This is a genomic window from Betaproteobacteria bacterium, from assembly GCA_016720855.1.
Lineage (GTDB): Bacteria > Pseudomonadota > Gammaproteobacteria > Burkholderiales > Usitatibacteraceae > FEB-7.
In genome coordinates, this window is the sequence record JADKJU010000001.1 from 1,397,304 (window position 1) to 1,416,783 (window position 19,480).

General features: G+C 67.3%; 18 protein-coding genes. 6 read left to right on the forward strand and 12 right to left on the reverse strand.

Annotated features, from left to right (window positions below):
* Positions 1-51: 51 nt before the first annotated feature.
* From IPP91_06210 to IPP91_06230, 5 genes are all read right to left on the reverse strand, one after another.
* A complete protein-coding gene (locus IPP91_06210) occupies positions 52-969 on the reverse strand; it encodes a LysR family transcriptional regulator (protein ID MBL0141657.1) in 918 nt (305 codons plus the stop codon).
* 16 nt (positions 970-985) lie between these two features.
* Positions 986-1,975 carry a lyase gene (locus tag IPP91_06215; GenBank protein MBL0141658.1) on the reverse strand — a complete coding sequence of 330 codons (990 nt, stop codon included), beginning with the start codon at positions 1,973-1,975 and terminating at the stop codon, positions 986-988.
* Between the two features lie 115 nt (positions 1,976-2,090).
* Complete coding sequence (locus IPP91_06220) at positions 2,091-2,237, reverse strand: hypothetical protein (protein ID MBL0141659.1); 147 nt, start codon at positions 2,235-2,237, stop codon at positions 2,091-2,093.
* A gap of 147 nt (positions 2,238-2,384) precedes the next feature.
* Positions 2,385-4,769: a penicillin acylase family protein gene (locus IPP91_06225; protein ID MBL0141660.1), complete on the reverse strand. Its 2,385-nt coding sequence runs from the start codon at positions 4,767-4,769 to the stop codon at positions 2,385-2,387.
* A 409-nt stretch (positions 4,770-5,178) separates the two neighbouring features.
* Positions 5,179-5,418 carry a hypothetical protein gene (locus IPP91_06230; protein MBL0141661.1) on the reverse strand — a complete coding sequence of 80 codons (240 nt, stop codon included), beginning with the start codon at positions 5,416-5,418 and terminating at the stop codon, positions 5,179-5,181.
* A gap of 242 nt (positions 5,419-5,660) precedes the next feature.
* On the opposite strand from IPP91_06230, the gene IPP91_06235 reads away from it, so the two are divergent.
* The gene (locus IPP91_06235) at positions 5,661-6,848 is read left to right on the forward strand and encodes a glycosyl hydrolase (protein ID MBL0141662.1); all 1,188 of its coding nucleotides are present in this window, start codon (positions 5,661-5,663) and stop codon (positions 6,846-6,848) included.
* Entirely contained in the window at positions 6,845-7,105 is a 261-nt protein-coding gene (locus IPP91_06240; GenBank protein ID MBL0141663.1) for a MoaD/ThiS family protein, read from the forward strand. Before IPP91_06235 ends, IPP91_06240 begins: the two co-directional genes overlap by 4 nt.
* Positions 7,106-7,213: 108 nt before the next feature.
* Here the strand turns inward: IPP91_06240 and IPP91_06245 are convergent, their stop codons facing one another.
* Positions 7,214-8,536, reverse strand: coding sequence for an AarF/ABC1/UbiB kinase family protein (locus IPP91_06245; GenBank protein ID MBL0141664.1), 1,323 nt, complete (start codon positions 8,534-8,536; stop codon positions 7,214-7,216).
* Positions 8,537-8,717: 181 nt separating this feature from the next.
* Between IPP91_06245 and IPP91_06250 the strand changes: the two genes are divergently transcribed.
* A complete protein-coding gene (locus IPP91_06250) occupies positions 8,718-9,884 on the forward strand; it encodes an MFS transporter (GenBank protein MBL0141665.1) in 1,167 nt (388 codons plus the stop codon).
* A gap of 35 nt (positions 9,885-9,919) precedes the next feature.
* On the opposite strand, the gene IPP91_06255 is transcribed toward IPP91_06250, so the two are convergent.
* Genes IPP91_06255 through IPP91_06265 form a run of 3 tightly spaced genes read right to left on the reverse strand, consistent with a single transcriptional unit; the run spans position 9,920 to position 12,943 of the window.
* Complete coding sequence (locus IPP91_06255; GenBank protein ID MBL0141666.1) at positions 9,920-11,422, reverse strand: tripartite tricarboxylate transporter permease; 1,503 nt, start codon at positions 11,420-11,422, stop codon at positions 9,920-9,922.
* Entirely contained in the window at positions 11,422-11,937 is a 516-nt protein-coding gene (locus IPP91_06260; GenBank protein ID MBL0141667.1) for a tripartite tricarboxylate transporter TctB family protein, read from the reverse strand. Before IPP91_06260 ends, IPP91_06255 begins: the two co-directional genes overlap by 1 nt.
* Positions 11,938-11,950: 13 nt before the next feature.
* Positions 11,951-12,943, reverse strand: a complete 993-nt coding sequence (locus tag IPP91_06265) for a tripartite tricarboxylate transporter substrate binding protein (GenBank protein MBL0141668.1) — start codon at positions 12,941-12,943, stop codon at positions 11,951-11,953.
* A gap of 303 nt (positions 12,944-13,246) precedes the next feature.
* On the opposite strand from IPP91_06265, the gene IPP91_06270 reads away from it, so the two are divergent.
* Complete coding sequence (locus tag IPP91_06270; GenBank protein ID MBL0141669.1) at positions 13,247-14,119, forward strand: aldolase; 873 nt, start codon at positions 13,247-13,249, stop codon at positions 14,117-14,119.
* A gap of 104 nt (positions 14,120-14,223) precedes the next feature.
* On the opposite strand, the gene IPP91_06275 is transcribed toward IPP91_06270, so the two are convergent.
* On the reverse strand, positions 14,224-14,637 hold the full coding sequence (locus IPP91_06275) for a GFA family protein (protein ID MBL0141670.1): 414 nt from the start codon (positions 14,635-14,637) through the stop codon (positions 14,224-14,226).
* A 105-nt stretch (positions 14,638-14,742) separates the two neighbouring features.
* A complete protein-coding gene (locus tag IPP91_06280; GenBank protein MBL0141671.1) occupies positions 14,743-15,444 on the reverse strand; it encodes an SDR family NAD(P)-dependent oxidoreductase in 702 nt (233 codons plus the stop codon).
* 138 nt (positions 15,445-15,582) lie between these two features.
* Here IPP91_06280 and IPP91_06285 point away from each other — a divergent pair, with 138 nt between their 5' ends.
* Positions 15,583-16,209, forward strand: a complete 627-nt coding sequence (locus tag IPP91_06285; GenBank protein MBL0141672.1) for a glutathione S-transferase — start codon at positions 15,583-15,585, stop codon at positions 16,207-16,209.
* 11 nt (positions 16,210-16,220) lie between these two features.
* Here the strand turns inward: IPP91_06285 and IPP91_06290 are convergent, their stop codons facing one another.
* Positions 16,221-17,717: a TPM domain-containing protein gene (locus IPP91_06290; protein ID MBL0141673.1), complete on the reverse strand. Its 1,497-nt coding sequence runs from the start codon at positions 17,715-17,717 to the stop codon at positions 16,221-16,223.
* A 228-nt stretch (positions 17,718-17,945) separates the two neighbouring features.
* Between IPP91_06290 and IPP91_06295 the strand changes: the two genes are divergently transcribed.
* Entirely contained in the window at positions 17,946-19,463 is a 1,518-nt protein-coding gene (locus IPP91_06295; GenBank protein MBL0141674.1) for a YdiU family protein, read from the forward strand.
* Positions 19,464-19,480: the final 17 nt, after the last annotated feature.

The window sequence follows — 19,480 nt, forward strand, 5'->3', positions numbered from 1 at the left end:
CCAAAGAAGGATATGGACCTAAGTCCTACGCGTCAAAGGTCAATTATTTCTCTAACCATAACGGAAGGTTATGGTTCCGTCGCGGGCCATCATCTCTTTCGCGACGGCCCGCGCGATGTCGGCGAATGCCTCCCCGAGAGCGGAAAGACGGCGACCGCGAGGCATGGCCATGAAGACCCCGGACTCGACGCGCGGCAGGAAAGGCCGCACCAGCAGCGCGGGCGCGAAGGCCCCGACATAGAGCGGGTTGACGATGGACACGCCCAGCCCGCGCGCCACATAGGCACAGATGCTCGGGGCCATCGGCGCCTCGAGCGCAATGGTGCGGGCCACCTTCGCGTCGTCGAAGGCCTGGTCGATTCGGCGCCTGATCAGGGAATCGTGGCGGAAGGAGGCGAATCGCTCGCCTGCCAGGTCCCGGCAGCGGATCACGCGGCGCGACGCCAGCCGGTGCCCCAACGGCAGGATGCAAACGAGCGGCACGTGACACAGCAATTCGGTGCGGATCTCGGGGTGTTCCATGGGCAGCACGGAGCAGAGCAGCTCGATCTGGTGCGTGACGAGCTGCTCGACAAGTTTCGGCGTCTCACGCGCGTGGAGCATCACGGAGACTCCCGGCTGCTTCACGCGCAATTTCGCCAGCACTTCCTGGATGAATCCCACCGAGAGGGCCGGCATGGCACCGATGGCGAGGGAGCCGCGTTGCAGCGAGCGGATCTCCTCGGCAGCCACGCGTATGCGCTCGGCACCCTGGAACACCCGCTCGACCTCCTCGTACAGGAGGCGCGCCTCGGGCGTCGGGGAAAGCCGCCCCCGGTCGCGGGCGAAAAGGACCATCCCCGCGCCGCGCTCGAAAAGCTGCAGGAGCTTGCTCACCGCGGGCTGCGAGATGCTCAGGCGGGCCGCGGCCTTCGTGACCGTGCCCGTTTCGATCACCGCCTTGAAAGCCTCGATCTGGCGCAGGTTCACGAGGCCGTGCCCGGGCTCACGCCGTACGGATGACCGAGATGAATTCGGTGCCGCTCTCCGGCAACCACACTTCCCCCTTGCGGCCGAGGATCTGGCGGATGTTGGCGCCGGGACGCGGCATGGCGTAGCGCTCGAACTTCTCCGTGGCGGAGTCGAAGCTGAAGACGGCATTGTTCGTCCACTCCGCCATCCACACGATGTCGCGCCCGTCCACGTACACGGCATAGTTGTGCGGGTTGTCGCCGGGGACCTTCCAGGTGCGCCAGAGCTTCGTGGCCGGGTCGTGCATCGAGAGATTGCCACTGACCCATTCGCTCACCCAGATGCGGCCCCTGCTGTCGCTCCAGACGCGGCGCGCGCCCTGGTCCTTCGTGGGAGGCTCGACCACGATCGAGTCGCCCGTCTTCCGGTCGATGCGCGCGATGTACGAGCCGGCCAGCGAGCAGTACCAGACTTCGCCCGACGGTGTGCTGCAGATGCCGTAGGGACCACGGCCCCTGGGCGCGCTCCACACGTCGACCCTCCCGGACTTGACCGCGACCTTGCCGTACACGCCGCTCTGCCCCGTGAACCAGAGATCGCCGCCGCCATCGAAGGCGCAGGTGTTCAGGTTGGCGTAGGGAGTGCCTTCGGGTAGCGCAAACCGGCGGATCTCGCGATCGGGCCAGCCGACGCGCACGATGGCCTGCTGGCCGCCGTCGGTGATCCAGGCCGCCTTGTCGGGGCCCTGGATGACGCCGTGCGGGGAGGAATTGCCCGCGAGGTCGATGAGTTCGGTCGTGCCCTTCGCGGGATCGAAGTGGCCCAGATGGCCGCTCGACTGGGCTGTGAACCAGACGCCTCCGTCAGGGGCGGGCGCCAGGTCGTGGATGCCGGTGCGGCGGGGAGTCTTGAGGGGCCAGGACCGAAGGCGCGAGGACTGCGCGCCGGCGGGAAACGGGAAGGCGACGCCAAGGGCAGCGGCGCCGAGGACGCCCAGTGCTTCACGTCGGGAGACGGTTTTCACGGCTTGACTCCTTTACCGATGGCCAGCGCCGAGCGCTGCAGGCAATGGTAAACGAAGTGTCCGTCGGGGAGCCCTGCAGCCGTCGATCGGGCAGAGCGTCGTGCGGGTCCCGCGGTTACTGCAGGGAGAGCTTCACCTCGGGACGGGCTGCCTGGGCCTTGGCCCAGAGGTTCTCGACCAGGCTGAAGAAGTCGAAGAAGAACTGCTCGGCCGGTTCGGCTTTCACTTCCCGGATCATCCGTTCGATGCGTGCGTTGTTCATGTCGGCCTCTCGTGGTGAATCTGCGAGGCCATTTCCTCACGCGGGCCGAAATGGGGCTGTGTGCTACGGCACAAACCGCCCATCCCCCGGATTTCAGCCGTAATACGAGCCGCTCGCCCTTGCCGGAAGTCACTCCGGCCGGGCACGCTATTTCGCCGGCACGAGGAGGATCACCTTCTCCGTCGCCGCCTCCACGGCCTTGCGCGTGTAGACCAGGGGGAAATAGCGGCCTTCGCGCCACAGCGGGGCAAGGTCGCGGTAGTGCGGACTATCGGGGTCGCCCGACTGGCCGGGATGGTTCACCGCGCGCGAGTTGTCCCAATTGCCCACGTCGACAACAAGACGCACGGATGGACCGTTCATCTGCCGGAAGTCCGTCACGCGCGGCAGGGACTGGCTTGGCGTGAACTCGCTTCCGCCCTTGGCGAACGGGCCCACGTTGATGCGCACGCGCATCGCGTCGTCCACCGCCGGGGCGAAGGGATGCTCGTTCAGGTTGAAGTGGAACTTGCCCCACTGCCACAGAGACGGTTCCGGCCCCTGCAGCTTTACCATCTCCTCCCAGGCCGGCTTGAGCGTGTCGAGCAGCAGCCTGTCGCGCTTCGCCGCCGCGTTCTCGCCAAACCAGGCATCCGGCTTCTCGAGGGCAAGGAGCATCACGTTCATGTCCGTGGTGGGTATCGCGGCCGCGGCCTCGGGCTTGAGCACCGCATCGCGGAATCCCTTGCGCAGGTGGCGAAGCTGCCAGACTTCCTCGAGAGCGGCCTGGGGGGAATCCGCGGCCTGCCTTGCGTCCCACCCCTTGAGGAAGGCGAGCGCCCGACCGGTCTTCTCGTCGGTCGAAGAAAGCGGTGCGAGGAGCGCCACGAGGCGCCGCGCCGGGATCGAGAGGATGTCGTTCTGGAGCCTCTCCGAGTCCTCGATCGAGACCTTCGGGAGAGCTCCCAGCACTTCATTCACGCGCTGGTAGCGTGACGGGTTGGTCCATTCGAAGCCGAGCTTGCGCTCCTTCGCCGGATAGCCCTCGGGAATGTTGTAGGCGTTGGCCGTGGCGATGAAGCCCTGCGGCGGGTTGTACGTCACGGGAAGGTCATTGCCGCGCAAGGCGCCGGCCCACTCGTATCGGCCGTCGCCGGGCACCGGCAGCAGCCCGTCCCAGTTGGGGCGAATCAGCGCGAGGCCGGCGGGCTTCCACCCGATGTTGCCCTTCACGTCGGCGTACACCTGGTTCTCGGTCGGCGCGCCCCAGTTCACGAGCGCCTTCTCGAATGCCTTGAAGTCCCTGGCGCGCATGTACTCGAGGGAGCCGAAATAGGGGCTCATGCCCGGCTGGAGCCACGCGGAACGAACCGCGTACGCGCGATTCCGGGCGGCATCCACGTAGATCACCGGCCCGTGGGGGGTGAAGAGGAGCTCGACCTCCCTCGCCGCGCCGCCCTTCACCGCGATGGATTCCTTCAGCGCCTTGAAGGATTCCCAGCTGCCGTTGTATTTGTACTGCCTTGCGTCGGCGGGATTGAGCTCGTAGACGTACAGGTCTTCCTGGTCGATGTTGAAGATGGTGAGCCCGAAGGCGATGGTCCCGTTGTGGCCGAGCGAGATGCCGGGAAGCGATGGCTCTCCCGCGCCGATCACGTCGAGGCCGGGCGCGGACACGTGCACGAGGTAGCGCAGGCTGGGAGCGGAATAGGCGCGGTGCGGGTCATTGGCCATGATGGCGCGCCCGGTCGCGGACTTCGAGGGTGCGACCACCCAGCTGTTGCTGCCTTCGGGAGGCTCCTCCTCGAGCGCGGCGAGCCGGATCGGCTCGGGCACCACGGAAGCCACCCCGGTCTTCGCCGCGGGCTTCGTCACGCGCACGCCCTGCGTGGCAAGCTGGAACACCTTGAGGATGTCGGCGGGCAGGCACGGATCGAGCCCTTCCGGAACCTGCGCCTTCCAGTCGTTGGTGAGACCGAATCGCACCTGGTCCGCATCCACGTCCTTCGCCTTGCAGAGCGTGTTCGCCCGCGCGACCTCCGACCGGAGGTTGCGCGTGAGTCCGTGGGAGCGGATGCGGATCACGTCCTCGGCCGCCCACTTCGCGGGCAGGTAGCCCAGGAACTTCATCTCCCACGGCAGGCCCGCCGGATTGGCCTTCAGCCAGTCGATGTAGGCGTTGATGCCCTCGACGAAGCGCTGCGTGGGCGGCTGCGCATCGAGGGAGTTGTTCGAGCTGTAGATCCGCCACTCGCGATCCATGTCGGAACGGTAGAGGAAGAGGCGCGCGGCCCGGTCCTGCTCCACGAAATCGGGGCCGAAGACCTCCGAGAGCTGCCCCAGGCCGCGGCGCCGCCACAGGTCGATCTGGAAGAGCCGGTCGCGCGCCGCGTTGAAGCCCTGCGCGAAGAAGGCGTCCGCCTCGCTCTTCGCGTAGATGTGCGGCACGCCCCACCGGTCGATCCGGATCTCAGCGGGCGCCGTCAGGCCGGGGACGCGAACGGTCTGCGCGGGCACCGCGGCCTGCCGCGCGTACGAGGGGATGGCGGCCATGGCCACGGCCAGGGCCGCGCAGGCGCCGATGCGGACAAAGGGGGAAGCGTTGGCGGCACTCATGGATCTCTCCTGTCGGATGATGCGAAACGCCTACTTGCCGTAGTACTCCTGCACTGTCTCCCAGGCAACGCCTCGAAGACACGCGGCGAGCTCGGGATCCAGACCCGCAGTGCAGGTGTCGCCCACGACATGAAGAGGATCGGGCACTGGCTGCAGTCCATCATCATGACGGCGTCGAACTGCCGGCCGGGCAGGTCATTCACGATAGCACTTTCACCAGCCTGCTTCAGGCCGCGGCGAGGATCGCCGCGCTCGCCCATGCAGAAGCACCCGGCGCGTGCGCGCATGAGAATGCGCGCCGCCCCGACGGGGCGGGGCGGGACGGGACGGGACGGGACGGGGAACCCTAGTTCGTCTTCGACTTGCCGTTGGTCGAGGCGATCTGCGTTCCGTCGAGTGGCGGTTCGCGCTTCGCGGTGACGACCACCTTGTCCAGCTTGACCACCTGCGTCGGCGGCTCGCGCTTGGCGGTGACCGTTATCTTCTCGAGCTTCACCACTTGTTGTCCGCCGGACACGGAATCGAGCTGCTCATCGGAAATCTCGCCTTGAGCCTGAACGACCGACCTGTGATCATTCCTGGACATGATGCCTCCTCGTTATGGTTGCGTTGTATTCGGGCTTGAACCGCCGGGTGGAAGCACTCGATCACGCGACGGTACGGAACCAAGACTACCGATCGGCAACACGGCCGTCCGAGGCGTATGCGGCCTTCGCAATGCCGAATATTCACGCTGCATGACCGGGCAACGCCACGCCTGCCGCCCTTCCGCCAGGGACGTAACGGCAGGCGTAACATCACCAGCTTCGGATTTCGAGGAATGAGTCCATGAATGTCGACAGGACCCCGCCGTCCCGTTCACTCGGGCCGGCCACCGGCTGCGTCGCCCTGCTGGTCGCGACACGCAAGGGGGCCTTCATCTTTCGATCGGACAAGGCGCGGCGAGCCTGGCGCGTCGCAGGGCCGATGTTCTTCGGACACATCGTCCATCACATGGTGCTCGATACCCGGCCGAACGCGAGGGGCAGGCGCACGCTGCTCGCCGCCACGAGCACCGGGCACCTGGGGCCGACCATTTTTCGCTCCACGGATCTCGGCAGGAGCTGGAACGAGGCGACCCGGCCTCCGGCGTTTCCCAAGGCCGCCACGGGGCAGACGGCCCGCACCGTCGGTCACACGTTCTGGCTCACTCCCGGGTACGCTGGCGAGCCCGGCGTCTGGTACGCGGGAACCTCACCGCAGGGCCTCTTCCGAACCGAGGACGACGGCGAGAGCTGGTCACCCGTGACGGGGTTCAACGACCATCCGATGATCGAGCGCTGGACCGGTGGCGAGAAGGACGGCACGCCCGACGGCCCGAAGCTGCACTCGATCAACGTCGATCCGCGCGACCCGCGGCACCTCTACATCGCGATGTCGAGCGGCGGCGTGTTCGAGAGCAGGGACCGCGGCGGAAGCTGGCGGCCGTTGAACGCGGGCGTCCTTGCCGATTTCATGCCGGACAAGTACCCCGAGTACGGCCAGGACGCGCATTGCGTGCGCCTGCATCCCGCGGCCCCCGACGTGCTCTACCAGCAGAACCACTGCGGAATCTACCGCATCGAGCGGCCCGGTGTGGAGTGGCAACGCATCGGCGACAACATGCCGAAGAGGATCGGCGACATCGGATTTCCCCTGGTGCTGCATCCGCGCGATCCGGCGACGCTGTGGGTGTTTCCGATGGACGGCGGCACCGTGTGGCCGCGGACCAGCCCCGGGGGCAAGCCGGCAGCCTACATGTCACGCGATGCGGGCAGGCGCTGGAAGCGCCAGGATGCGGGGCTGCCGAAGAGTCAGGGCTGGTTCACGGTGAAGCGCCAGGCGATGAGCGCCGATGCCCACGAACCGGTCGGCGTCTATTTCGGCACGACCGGCGGCGAACTGTGGGCGACACGCAACGAAGGTGAAAAGTGGACGTGCGTCGCCCGCCACTTGCCCGAAATCTACGCCGTCGAGGCGGCCGAAGTGCTCCGGTGAGAGTCTTCATCCCCACCCCGCTTCGCTCCTACACGGGTGATCGCGGCGAAGTCGAGGCCACGGGCGCCACGGTTGCCGAGGCGCTCCGGGATCTCGACGCGCGCTTCCCGGGCATCCGCTTCCGCATGATCGACGAACAGGACGCGATCCGGCGCCACATCCGCATCTGGGTGAACAAGGACGAGGCCCGAACGCTCGAGGCGTCGCTCGTGGAATCGGACGAGTTGATCATCTTCCAGGCGCTGAGCGGCGGCTGAGTCACCGGGAGGAGCCGGCCGTGGCCGTCGAGGCAAAGGCGGCACCGGCCGAAAGCCATGCGGAGGCACGCCGCCCTCGTCGGCGGCGATTTCCGGGAACGGCCGACGCTAGCGCTCCCCGAGGACTTCCAGCACGAGCGACCGCGCATCCACACGTGCACCGATGCGTGCCAGCAGCAGGAAACTCCCCACCAGCTTGCGGTGCAGGAAAATCGTCTCCGGCGGCGGCGCGCGTACGAGGCCCTGCCGGAAGGCGAGGTCGTAGCCGAGATCCCGGACTCTCGCGGGCAGGCCCGAGGCCGGAAAATCATAGCGGCCGCGGTGCCGAAGGGGCTCGCAGACGAGGAAGATCACGTCCGTCACGGCCTTGAGCCGCTCGGGAGAATCCCCGGGAGCCGCGTAGCCGATACTGATGGCCCCCTGCGCCACGGCCTCGCGCTCGCCCGCTATCACCGCCCGCGTCATACGCGCGTACTTCGTCACGAACTCCCCGGGAAAGCGCATCGTGGCGCCGAAGTCGAGCAAAACGATCCGTCCGCTCTCCGGCTGCCACAGGTAGTTGGCAAAATTGGGGTCCGTCTGCATGACCCGGAACTCGAAGAGCTCGCGGAAGAGCAGGCGCTCGAGCAGCGTGCCCACCGCGTCGCGTTTCAACTGGGAGGCTGTGGCCAATGACTCGAGCGGCTCGCCCTCCATGAAATCCATGGCCATGACGCGCGGCGTGGTGAGGTCCCAGTGCACGCACGGCACCAGCAATCCCGGCTCGTCGGCGACGAGCTTCGCATAGCGCTCGAGGAAGCGGCCCTCGCTCTCGTAGTCGGCCTCCTGCGCGAGCTGGCGTTTGGCCTCGGCCGCCATGCCCGCCACGTCGATGCCCAGCGGCAGCAGGTTGAAGAGCCGCAGCAGCACCGCGACGTTGTCCACGTCGCTCGCGATCGAGCGGGCCACCCCCGGGTACTGGATCTTGAGGGCGAGGTCGCGGCCGTTCGACGCGATTGCGCGATGCACCTGCCCGATCGAAGCGGCGGCGATGGGCTCCCAGTCGAATTGCGCGAACCGCTTCTCCCAGCCCTTGCCGTACTCGCGTCCGAGCACGCGGCGCACTTGCTGCGGCGGCATGGGCACGGCTTGGGACCGCAGAACCGAGAGCGCCCGGGCAAACTCGGGCGGCAGGACGTCCTCGCCCTGCAGGGAAACGAGCTGGCCGATTTTCATGGCCGCGCCACGCAGGCGCGCGAGGCGCGCGGCCAGACGCTTTGCGTTGGGAGCGGACAGGAGCGCGGCGCCGAACTCGGCCGCCTCCCCGCGGGCGAGACGGCGAATTCCCTCGGCAGCGGCGCCCATGGCGAGTTCCCCCGCCGCCAAGCCGATCCGGGCCATGCGCTCGAGGCGGGACTGCGGGATCGGCGCGGGAGGCGGCTTTCGAGGCATGAACGCAGATTCGCCCATCGCCCGTCCGGGAACAAGCCCCTGTCCGACGAGCCGCCATCCGCCGGGACCCCGAGTTCGGCGCCGGTCGGTGGAAGGTCGGCTGGTCGCGGCACGGGACGGCGCCGCGAACTGCGCCGTGACGAGGGCCGCTATGATGGCGGCGGAACCAGTCCGCCGCCTCATGTCCCCGCCCGCCTCCCCGAACAGGACCATCGTCCTTCTCTCCCTCGCCGCCTTCGCGAGCGCGGCCTCGATGCGCGTGATGGACGCCTTGCTCGTGCGCGTATCCACCGAGTACGGCATCGGTCTCGCCTCGGCCTCGAACGCAGTCACGGTGTTTGCCATCCTGTACGGGCTGCTGCAACTCGTGATGGGGCCGCTGGGCGACCGGCACGGAAAGCTGCGCGTCATCGCGGCGGCTTGCGGCGCGGCGGCGGTCGCGAGCCTCGCCTGCGCGGCCGCGCCCACCTACGCCACCCTCCTCCTCGCGCGCGCCGCGACGGGGGCGAGCTGCGCGTGCGTCATTCCGCTCTCGATGGCCTGGGTTGGCGATACCACGCCCTACGAGACGCGCCAGGGCGTGCTGGCGCGCTTCCTCCTCGGACAGATCATCGGGCTCTCGGCCGGCGCGGCCCTCGGGGGCTTCGCCGCGGAAAGCGGCTACTGGCAGTGGCCCTTCGCGGCGCTGGCGGCGTGGTTCCTCGTCGTGGGCGCGATCCTCGGCCGCGCGGCGTGGCGGCAACCGTCGGGCGCGCACGAGGCGCCCGGCAACCTGGTCGCGAACCTCCTGGAAGTGCTGCGCACGCCGGGTGTTGCGCGGATCGTGATCACCGTCTTCCTCGAAGGAGTCGTGCTGATGGGCGGGCTCGCCTTCGTGGCCACCCACCTTCACCAGGCGCGCGGTGCCTCCATGCCCGTGGCCGGCGCCATGTTCTTCGCCGTGAGCGCGGGCGGCGTGGTCTTCGCGTACTTCGCGCGCCACATCGTCCCGGTTCTCGGCGAAGCGCGCCTGGCTGCGCTGGGCACCGTCGTCATCGCCGTCTCGGTTCTCGGCATCGCGTGGGCTCCCTCGCTTTCCGCGGCGCCGGTGACATGCTTCGGTACGGGGCTCGGCTTCTACATGCTGCACAACACGCTGCAGACCAACGCCACCCAGATGGCGTCCACGCGGCGGGGCGCGGCCGTGGCGCTCTTCGCGTCGCTCTTCTTCCTCGGGCAGTCGGTGGGCGTCGCGCTGGCAGGCCGGCTCGCGGAAGGAATCGGCACCGACTGGACGCTCACGATCTCCGCGCTGGCGATGTTGCCGGTCGGGATCGGGTTCGCTTTCTTCGGGGCCAGGCGGAAGTGACCGGCCGGAATGCCGAGGGCGGCCGCGCCTCGTTCCTATTCTTCCTCCTGCCGCCTGCGGTGCAGCAGCAGCCCCCCGACCAGGATGGTGACGGTAACGCACAGGATCCCCAGCGACATCGGCCGATCGAGGAAGATTCCGAACGACCCGCGCGAGATGGTGAGCGTCTGGCGCAGTGACTGCTCCGCCAGCGGCCCGAGGACGAGCGCGAGAACGAGCGCCGCGGGCGAGTAGCCATAGAGCTTCATGAAGAACCCGAAGAGGCCGGCGGCGAACATCAGCCACGTCTCGATCATGCTGCCGTTCACGCTGTAGGTGCCGAGGGTGCAGATGAGAATCACGGCGGGCGCGAGGATCCGGTAGGGGACCTTGATCATCTGCACGAACAGCGGGATGGCGAAGATGTTGAGCGCGAGCAGCGCCATGTTGCCGAGGTACATGCTGGCGATGAGGCCCCAGGCGAATTCGGGCTTCTGCGTCATGAGCAGCGGCCCCGGCGTGAGCCCCCACATGAGGAAGGCGGCGAGCAGCACGGCCGTCGAGGCCGAACCGGGCAGGCCGAGGGAGAGCAGAGGCACCATCGCGCCCGACGAGGCCGCGTTGTTGGCCGCCTCCGGGCCCACCAGACCCGCCATCGCGCCCTTGCCGAATTTCTCCGGCGTCCGGGAGACGGCCTTCTCGAGCGAGTACGACATGAGCGAGGCGATGGTGGCGCCTGCGCCCGGGATGACGCCGATGACGAAGCCCAGTACCGAGCCGCGGATCACGGTGAACTTGGTCTCGGCGTAATCGCGCCACTCCGGCCAGAAGCGCTTCTCCTTCTGGTACTGGACGATGCCCCCGGCCCCCGAGAGATGCAGCCCCTGGTAGAAGGCGTAGTAGAGTTCGCCGAGGCCGAACAGGCCGATGGCGATCGGGATGAAGTCGATGCCGCCGATCATCTCCGCGGACCGGAACGTGAAGCGCGTCTGGCCCGTCTCGAGGTCGACCCCGACCGTGCCGAGCGCAAAGCCGATCAACGCCGAGATCACGCCATAGCGCCAGTTGCCGTCGATCATCACGATGAGCGTCATCAGCCCCATCATGACGAGGAGAAAGAACTCCGGCGGGCCGAAGCTGCGCGTCACCAGCGCGAACAGCGGCGCCAGCACCGTGATCAGGATGACGCCGAACGTGCCGCCGATGAACGACGCGACCGCCTGCATCACCAGCGCCGGCCCGGCGCGGCCCTGCTGCGCGAGGGGATAGCCGTCGAAGGTGCTCGCGACGGTGGCGGAATCCCCCGGCGTGTTGATCAGGATCGAGGTGATCGTCCCGCCGTACATCGACCCGTAGTAGATCGCCGAGAGCATGATCACGGCGCCCGTCGGATTCATGCCGTAGGTGATGGGCAGGAGGATCGCGATCCCCGCGGCGGGGCCGAATCCCGGGATGATGCCCACGATCATGCCGAGCATGACGCCGGCGAAGAGGAAGGCGAGGTTGATCGGTGTTATGGCGACCGACAGCCCGAGCAGCAGGTTGGCGAAAATATCCATCAGAACGGGAGCGGCAGCATGCCGCGCGGCATCGAGGCCCTGAGCCACACGTCGAACACCACGTAGATGCCGAGCGGCAGGAGAACGGAGATGAGCGCGTTCTGCAGGGGGCGCCCGCGGTTGAGGATCCACAGCGCGGCAGCCATGAAGACCATCATGGACACGAGGCCCCCGAGAAGGTCGAGCAACGCGACGAGCACGCCGGAGAGCAGCGCAAGCACGGCGGCGCCGCGCCAGGCGGGCGACACGGCCTGCTCGTCGGGCAGGTGCCTCATGTCCGCGTACAGGCTGAGCGCGCACATCGCGACGAGCGACACGCCGATGATGCGCGGCAGGAATCCCGGCCCGAGCCGCCCGGTCGAGGACAGGTAGCTCAGTTCGGTGAACGCGATGTACGTGTAGAAGGCGGCCAGGAACAGGACCGCCAGGAGGAATCCCGCGCGCAGCGCACGCGCGCCCGCCGTGCCCTGCGCCGGTGCGGCGGAATCGCCGCCGGGTCCGTTCGTGGTCTGCACTTCGAATCAGCCTCTACTTGATCGCACCCGACTTCTTCAGGATATCGGCGAACGTGCCCTGCGTCCGCTGCAGGAAGGCGCGGAAGTCCTCGCCATAGAGGACATTCTCGGTGAGCAGCTGCTTGTCGATGTATTCCTTCCATTCCGGCGTCTGGACAATCTTCCTGACCGTTTCGATCCACCAGGCCTGCGCCTCCTTCGGCACGCCGGGCGGCAGGACCAGCCCGCGCGGCATCGAAATGCCCAGGTCGTAGCCCTCTTCCGCCAAAGTCGGAACGTTGCCGAGCACCTTGGGCGTCTTCTTGCCGGTGAAGGCGATCGCTCTCAGGTCACCCGACTGCAGCAGGCCGAGCACCTCGCCCGGGTTCGACATCGCCGCTTCGATCGCGCCGGACAGCAGCGCGGTGATCAGCTCGCCCTGCTTGTTGAACGCCACGTACTCGAACTTGAATCCGGCCCGTTCGGAGAGCAGCTTCGGCACGATGAACTCGACATTGACCGTGCCGATGCCGCCGATCGACGGCGATTTCGCCTTGGATTGGTCGATGAACTCGCGCAACGTCCTGATCTTCGACTTGCCGTTCACCAGGATCACCCCGTCGTCGGAGGCGAGCAGCGCGATCGGCGTGAAGCTGGCCGCGTGCCACGGCGTATTGGCCTGGAGCGGCGTGGTGATGAAACTGCCGCTGGTCGAGGTGATGTGGTACGGGTTGCCCGTCTGGCTGAAGACATAGCCCCAGCCCTTCGCCCCGCTTCCCCCGGCACGGTTCTCGGGGACGATGTTGTCGGGATAGTACTTGTACTTCTCGATGATGGAGATGAGGGTTCGAGACATGATGTCGTTGCCTCCGCCCGGCCCGAAGGCGATCGTCCAGTCGAGGCGCTTGCTCGGGTACTTGTCCTGGGCCGAAGCCGGGGCGTTCGCGATGACGGCGAATGCCAGCAGGGCCGAAAGCAAGGCGATGCCGCACTTACGCGAGCCCTTGTAAAAGCCGTTGATAGTCATGGTGGAGCTTTCTCCCTGTGGGTCTGGTCTGGCGCCCTGCGGCCGTCGGCGATCGGCGATCGGCGGAACAACCCATCCGCACTCTGTGGCTTCGGCGGATCCGGATCATCATAGGACCCGCAAGAGTTGCGGGCAAGCCATTGTCCCGTCACGCGATGCGGGAGCCCGGCGCGGATTCGATCATGAATGACCTTCGGCATTGCAATCGCGTCCCTTTGGCTCGCACAATCCCGATGATCACTTTCTTCACGCGCATTCCCAGCGGCGCGAAAGCGCCACTCTCGAAGGAAAGGAAGCAAAGCAATGGCTGAAATACCTCGCCTCAATGGCGCGATCAGGGCGCTCGAGCAGGGCAAGCCCACTTTTGTCACTTTCTCGCCGCCCGAGGTCGGCATGGCGCAGGCGATCAATGCAGCGCCGTACGATGCCGTGGTGTTCGAGATGGAGCACAACCCGTACGACATCCAGTTGCTGCGCGACTGCATGCAGTACATGCTCGACCGCAGGCAGATCGCGAACTCGGGCAGCATCGCGCCGGCAGTGACGCCGATGGTGCGCATACCCGCGAACGGCGGCGAAATGAACCAGTTCCTCGCCAAGCAGGTGCTCGATATCGGCGTCTACGGCGTCATCTGGCCGCATGTCAGCACCGTGGAAGAGGCCCGCAACGCCGTCGCCGCATGCCGCTATCCGCGTCCCCCGTCGGCGCCGCTGTATGAGCCGGCGGGCCAGCGCGGCGACGCGCCGAAGAATGCGGCGCCGTACTGGGGCCTTACTGCGCAGGAGTATTACGCCCGCGCCGATGTCTGGCCGCTGAATCCCAAGGGCGAAATCCTGGTCGGCATCCAGTGCGAGGAAGCCAAGGCGATCAAGAACCTGCCGAAGATACTCGAACAGGTGCCCGGAATTGGCTACGTCCTGATCGGGGAAGGCGACCTGTCGCAGGATCTCGGCTTTCCGCGGCAGTACGAGCACCCGACCGTGGCAGCGGCGATCGACGAGATTCTCGCCATCTGCAAGGCGCACAACGTGGTCTGCGGCCATCCTCACGCCAACGCAAAGAATGTCGACGAGCTGGTGGCCAAGGGATACCGCTGGCTGATGACCTTGCCGACCCTTTCCTTCGCGGGGCTCGAAAAAGGCCTCAAGGCTGCAGGCAGGGCGCCGGTTTCGTAGCCCTGCGTTGCGTTCCGGGAACCGGAAAGGAAAACAGCCCGGGGAACCGGGCTGTTTCATTTCCGCAACTGCGCGGGTGCCGACGAATTCGTGCCGGTAGAGGCCTATTTCGTCGGCATTTCCGGAAACGCGGTCAACCCGTCGCCCTCGCAGGACCAGTTCGCACGCGAACCGGTGAAGATGCGCGCCTGCGGCTTGATCGGCGGCTCGACGTCGAGGGAGCCGGCCGGGATCAACACCATATCGGGGCCCGCCTGGCGCGGCAGACGGCTGCCGCACGTGGCGCAGAAGCTGTTGGTGAACCGCGTGGCCTCGGGCACCTTGAACGATCGCACCTGCTCCTCGCCCGCGAGCCACTTGAGCGTGCCGGGCTGGAGGAAGAGGTTCGAGGCGTGGCCCGTTCCCGTCGCCTTGCGGCAGCGCGAGCAATGGCAATGCAGGAAGCGCACGGGCTCCCCGGTGACTTCGTACTTCACGGCGCCGCAAAGGCAGCCGCCTGTCAGGGTTGTCTGGGTCATGGAGTTCACCGGTCGCTGATCTGGTTGCGGAACGCAGGAGTCTAGCGCGACGGGGGCCGACAGGAAACCGCGTGGCGGCGACGGATCGCCATCGCCCTTGGCATGTCAGAAGCGCTCCACCCAGGGCCGCAGCTCGACCTCCCAGGTCCAGGCGCTGCGCGGCTGGCGAAGGATGTTCAGATAGTTGAGCGCGATCGCGTCCGGATCGAGCAGCGCGTCGGGCTTCGCCGGGTCGGCGCTGTGCGAGGGGCCGCGAATCCCGCCGTCGATCACGAAGTGCGCGACGTGAATGCCCTGCGGCGAGAGTTCGCGGGCCAGGCTCTGGGCAAGCCCGCGAAGAGCGAACTTGCCCATCGCAAACGGCGCCGACTGCGCGTAGCCCTTGATGCTGGCCGAAGCGCCCGTGAAGAGGATCGCGCCGCGCCCCTTCGGCAGCATCCGCGCCACGGCCTGCTGCGCGACCAGGAAAGCACCGAACGCGGTGACCTGCAATGCGCGCTGGACGTCGGCCGGAACGAGCTCGACGAACGGACCGCGACTGCGCGCGCTGGCGTTGTAGACGACCACGTCCGGCGCGCCCTGCTCGCGGTCGACCTCGGCGAACAGGCGCGCGACCTGCGCCTCGTCCTGGGCGTCGCAAGCGAAGGGACGCGCGCCCGTTTCGGCGCACAGCGGCGCGAGCTTGGCGGTGTTTCGGGCAGCGACCGAGACGGCGAGACCCTCCTTCGCGAACAGCCGGGCAAGGGATGCACTCAGCCCCTGGCCGGCGCCGACGATCAGTGCGGACCTGTAGACGGGCATTTCCATGATGGCCTCCGATCTGCGGTACAAAGCGCTGTGCGGCGGGGAAACTCGAATGGGATGCTACATTGCCGAACGCTCCCCGCACCATCGCCTGCCCCATGGCGCGGGACCCTCTGATCGACAACCACACAGGAACGCCGCATGCCCATCGAACTGCACGCCTTCGACACGCCGAACGGCCGCAAGATCAGCGTCGCGCTGGAAGAGATGGCGCTTCCCTACACGGTGAAGATCGTCGACATCCGCAAGGGCGACCAACACGCCCCCGCCTTCCTCGCGATCAGCCCAAACGGCAAGATCCCCGCCATCGTCGACCCCGACGGGCCCGAGGGCAAGCCGGTGAGCGTCTTCGAGTCGGGCGCGATCCTCATCTACCTGGGCGAGAAGTCGGGAAAGTTCTGGCCGAAGAATCTGGCCGCGCGCATCCCGGTTCTCGAGTGGCTCATGTTCCAGCACGGGGGCTTCGGGCCGATCCCGGGGCAGGTGCACCATTTTCTCACCGTCCAGAACGAAGCGGACCGCCGCTACGGGCTGGAACGCTACTCCAAGGAAACCCGGCGGCTCTACGGCGTGATGGACCGGAGACTCGCCGCGCGAGAGTTCTTCGCCGATGCGATTTCGATTGCCGACTTCGCCATCGTGGGCTGGGCGTGGCGGCACGAGCGGCACAAGGTCGACCTCGCCGATTTCCCGAACGTGAAGCGCTGGTATGAAACGATGATGGCCCGGCCCGGGGTGCAGCGCGGGTTCGCGGTGAAGTTGAGCTGAGCGGTCGCGCTCTACCAGCGCACCATCGCACCGGCCCCGCCGAACCCCCCGCCCGCGGCGATGATGATGATGCCCGCAACACTGGCGATCGCAGCCAGGGCGAATCCCGCGCCGCCGACGACCACCTCCAATGAGAACCCCAGCAGCTTGAGGTCCTCCAGGATCGCATTGAAGCTCTTGCGCTCTATTTTCGCGCCACCCGGAGCCGGCGCGACGGTGTTGCGCGCGAGGCGCCCGAAGTAGACGAGCGTCCGCACGACCTCGCGCAGGACGTAGCAGGCAATCGTCGCGAAAACGCCGCCGAAAAAAGCGCTCAACAGCCGTGGCAGGAATCCGAGCCCGGTCAAGGCCGGAATAGCCTGCTTCAGGAGCTTGGGCGAGGCCACGCGAACCTGCTGCCACATGACCGCGAACTCGCTCGGTACGAGGCCCTGCTTGTAGGCGTCCTGCACGGTTACGAGCACGGCGGCGAGCGTCGCATCGATTCCTTCCGCGTATTCGCCACGCGCGAACGCCGGCTTCAGGCGTTGCTCGAGGATGCGGTGCGCGGCAGCGTCCGTCAGCACGCCCTCGAGCCCGTAGCCGACTTCCAGGCGCGCGCTGTGCTCCTGCATGAACACGAAGAGGATCGCGCCGTTGTCCAGGCCCTTGCGGCCCAGCCGCGACCGCTCCGCGAGGTCGATCGTGAAATCCTCGATGGACCCGGTCGGCGAGCGCGGAAGGATCGCGACTGCGATCTGATTGGACGTGTCCTTCTCGAATGCGGCGAGCGTCGCGCTCCACTTCGCGGCCTGATCCGGCGAGACCAGGTTGGCCGAATCGGTGACATAGCTCGCAAGCGGCTTTGCGGTCGCGATTTCCGTCTTCGCGCCCGAACTCATCTTCTCGCCGACGCGCGTTGCGCCCAGGGAGGTGATCGCCAGCCAGAAGCAGACGAATCCCAGCCACATCCACACCACCAGCGGCATGTCGCCGGTGTCCGATTCCGCCCGCTTCGCGGCGGCGGCTTTCGGTGACGTCCCGACGCCCTCGAACGCGATGAAGGCCCATGCCAGCACGGCAAGCGACGCGAACCAAAGCCAGTAGGCGGGCAAGCCGGCGAAGACCGGGAAAACCACCGCGACGCTCGCGCTGACCACGACTGCCGCGACCAGGAAGATCCTGCAAGCGAGCGAGACCCGCCGTGAACCGAGCAGCAGTCCGCAGAACAGGAACGCGACATTGGCGAAGAAGGCCAGCGTCAGTATCGCTTCCTGCCCGAACGTGAGGGTGAACTCGGCGCCGGGCAGCGGCCGGCTCCAATGGACCACCGTGCCGACGAGCCATCGCCAGGACGATCCGCCCCCCCCTTCCAGGAGGTCCCGGCCAAGAACCTTGACGCCGGTAAAGCCCGTGGCGTCCACCGGGAAGAGACGGGACGGGGCCGGGATGAACACGCTCGCAAGCAGCAATGCCCACGATGCCAGGTACAGCGAGAACCGGGACAGCCGTGCGTTCAGATTCGCCATGGTGGATTCAACGCTCCCTGGGCCAACGCCGGCGTCGCCTCCGGCCGGGCCGAATGCACGCCTTGTCCGGGTGGACGATAGCACTCCGCGTGCGCGCCGTTACAAAAATCCCGGGACCGTGTCGATTCCGGAAAAGCCCGTTCGCCGTAACGGCGACAACGCGAGCGGTGTAGCGAAGCGGAAGCGACCCGCTAGAATGACGGCCCGACCGATCCGACCTGCCTTTCCGTGTCCGCAAACGCTGCGTTCCCTTTCGACAATTCGTACGCCCGCGACCTCCAGGGGTTCTACGTGCCCTGGAAGCCAGTGGCCGTGCCCGCACCCCGGCTCCTGTTCCTCAATCATGCGTTGGCGGAGGAGCTGGGGCTCGACGTCGCGTCGCTCGACGGTCCGCAGGGTGCGGCCGTGTTCGCGGGCAATGCGCTGCCCGAGGGCGCCGAGCCCATCGCGCAGGCCTATGCCGGCCACCAGTTCGGGGGGTTCTCGCCGAAGCTTGGTGACGGGCGCGCGGTGCTGCTCGGCGAGGTGATCGACCGCAACAGGCGCCGCCGTGACATCGCCCTCAAGGGCTCGGGGCGCACGCCGTTCGCCCGCAATGGCGACGGCAAGGCCGCCGTAGGTCCCATGCTTCGCGAGGTGCTGATCGGCGAGGCGATGCACGCACTGGGCATTCCCACCACGCGGGCGCTGGCGGTCGCGGCCACGGGCGAGCCGGTCCAGCGCGAAGGCACGCTGCCCGGCGCCGTGCTCACGCGTGTGGCAGCGAGCCACATCCGCGTGGGCACCTTCGAGTTCTTTGCTTCCCGTGGCGAGACGGAACAGGTACGCAAGCTCGCCGAATACACGATCGCGCGGCACGACCCGGAGATTGCCGGCAAGCCGCAGCCCTTCCTCGCCCTGCTCGAGGCCGTGGCCGCGCGCCAGGCCGCGCTCGTGGCCCAGTGGATGAACGTGGGCTTCATCCACGGCGTGATGAACACGGACAACATGGCGATCTCCGGCGAGACGATCGACTATGGGCCCTGCGCTTTCATGGAGGCCTACGACCCCGCGACGGTGTTCAGCTCCATCGACCAGCACGGGCGCTATGCCTACGGCAACCAGCCCGCCATCGCGCAGTGGAACCTGGCGCGATTGGCCGAATCGCTGCTGCCCCTGATCTCGGATGACATGGAGCGGGCGGCGTCGCTCGCCATGGAGGTCCTGGACGCATTCCCGGCGCGGTACCAAGGGCACTTGCTTCGCGGGCAGCGCGCGAAGCTCGGGCTGCGTCGGAGCGAGCCCGAGGACGATGTTGCCGACCAAGCCTTGGCCGAGATCTGGCTCGCGTTGCTGCAAGTCGGGCGGGTGGATTTCACGCTCGGATGGCGGCGGCTCGCTGATACAGCTGCAGGGGACGAGGCGCCCCTGCGGGCACTGTTTGCCGATGGGCGCGCGCTGGACGAGTGGCTTGCGCGGTGGCGGGAACGTTGCGCGGGCGAGGATCGCGTCGAGGGGAACGACGCTGCGTTGGCCGGGATCGCGCGGGCCGATGGCATGCGCCGCGTCAATCCGTGGGTGATTCCCCGCAACCATCGCGTGGAGGAGGCGTTGGCGGCAGCTTCCGATGGCGGTGATCTTGTTCCGTTCGAACGGCTGCTCGATGCGCTTCGGCGGCCATTCGACGACGCGGGCGAGCTGTCTCCCTATGCCGAACCGGCGCCGGCTGCCGTGACCGCCTGCTACCAGACGTTCTGCGGAACCTGACCGGGGGCGCCCAGCGC

Bases quoted from the DNA above. Each gene is read 5' to 3' on its own strand.
- IPP91_06220 (MBL0141659.1), bottom strand. From the start codon at position 2,237: ATGAACAACGCACGCATCGAACGGATGATCCGGGAAGTGAAAGCCGAA.
- IPP91_06225 (MBL0141660.1), bottom strand. From the start codon at position 4,769: ATGGCCGCCATCCCCTCGTACGCGCGGCAGGCCGCGGTGCCCGCGCAG.
- IPP91_06230 (MBL0141661.1), bottom strand. From the start codon at position 5,418: ATGTCCAGGAATGATCACAGGTCGGTCGTTCAGGCTCAAGGCGAGATT.
- IPP91_06235 (MBL0141662.1), top strand. From the start codon at position 5,661: ATGAATGTCGACAGGACCCCGCCGTCCCGTTCACTCGGGCCGGCCACC.
- IPP91_06245 (MBL0141664.1), bottom strand. From the start codon at position 8,536: ATGCCTCGAAAGCCGCCTCCCGCGCCGATCCCGCAGTCCCGCCTCGAG.
- IPP91_06250 (MBL0141665.1), top strand. From the start codon at position 8,718: ATGTCCCCGCCCGCCTCCCCGAACAGGACCATCGTCCTTCTCTCCCTC.
- IPP91_06255 (MBL0141666.1), bottom strand. From the start codon at position 11,422: ATGGATATTTTCGCCAACCTGCTGCTCGGGCTGTCGGTCGCCATAACA.
- IPP91_06265 (MBL0141668.1), bottom strand. From the start codon at position 12,943: ATGACTATCAACGGCTTTTACAAGGGCTCGCGTAAGTGCGGCATCGCC.
- IPP91_06270 (MBL0141669.1), top strand. From the start codon at position 13,247: ATGGCTGAAATACCTCGCCTCAATGGCGCGATCAGGGCGCTCGAGCAG.
- IPP91_06275 (MBL0141670.1), bottom strand. From the start codon at position 14,637: ATGACCCAGACAACCCTGACAGGCGGCTGCCTTTGCGGCGCCGTGAAG.
- IPP91_06280 (MBL0141671.1), bottom strand. From the start codon at position 15,444: ATGGAAATGCCCGTCTACAGGTCCGCACTGATCGTCGGCGCCGGCCAG.
- IPP91_06285 (MBL0141672.1), top strand. From the start codon at position 15,583: ATGCCCATCGAACTGCACGCCTTCGACACGCCGAACGGCCGCAAGATC.
- IPP91_06290 (MBL0141673.1), bottom strand. From the start codon at position 17,717: ATGGCGAATCTGAACGCACGGCTGTCCCGGTTCTCGCTGTACCTGGCA.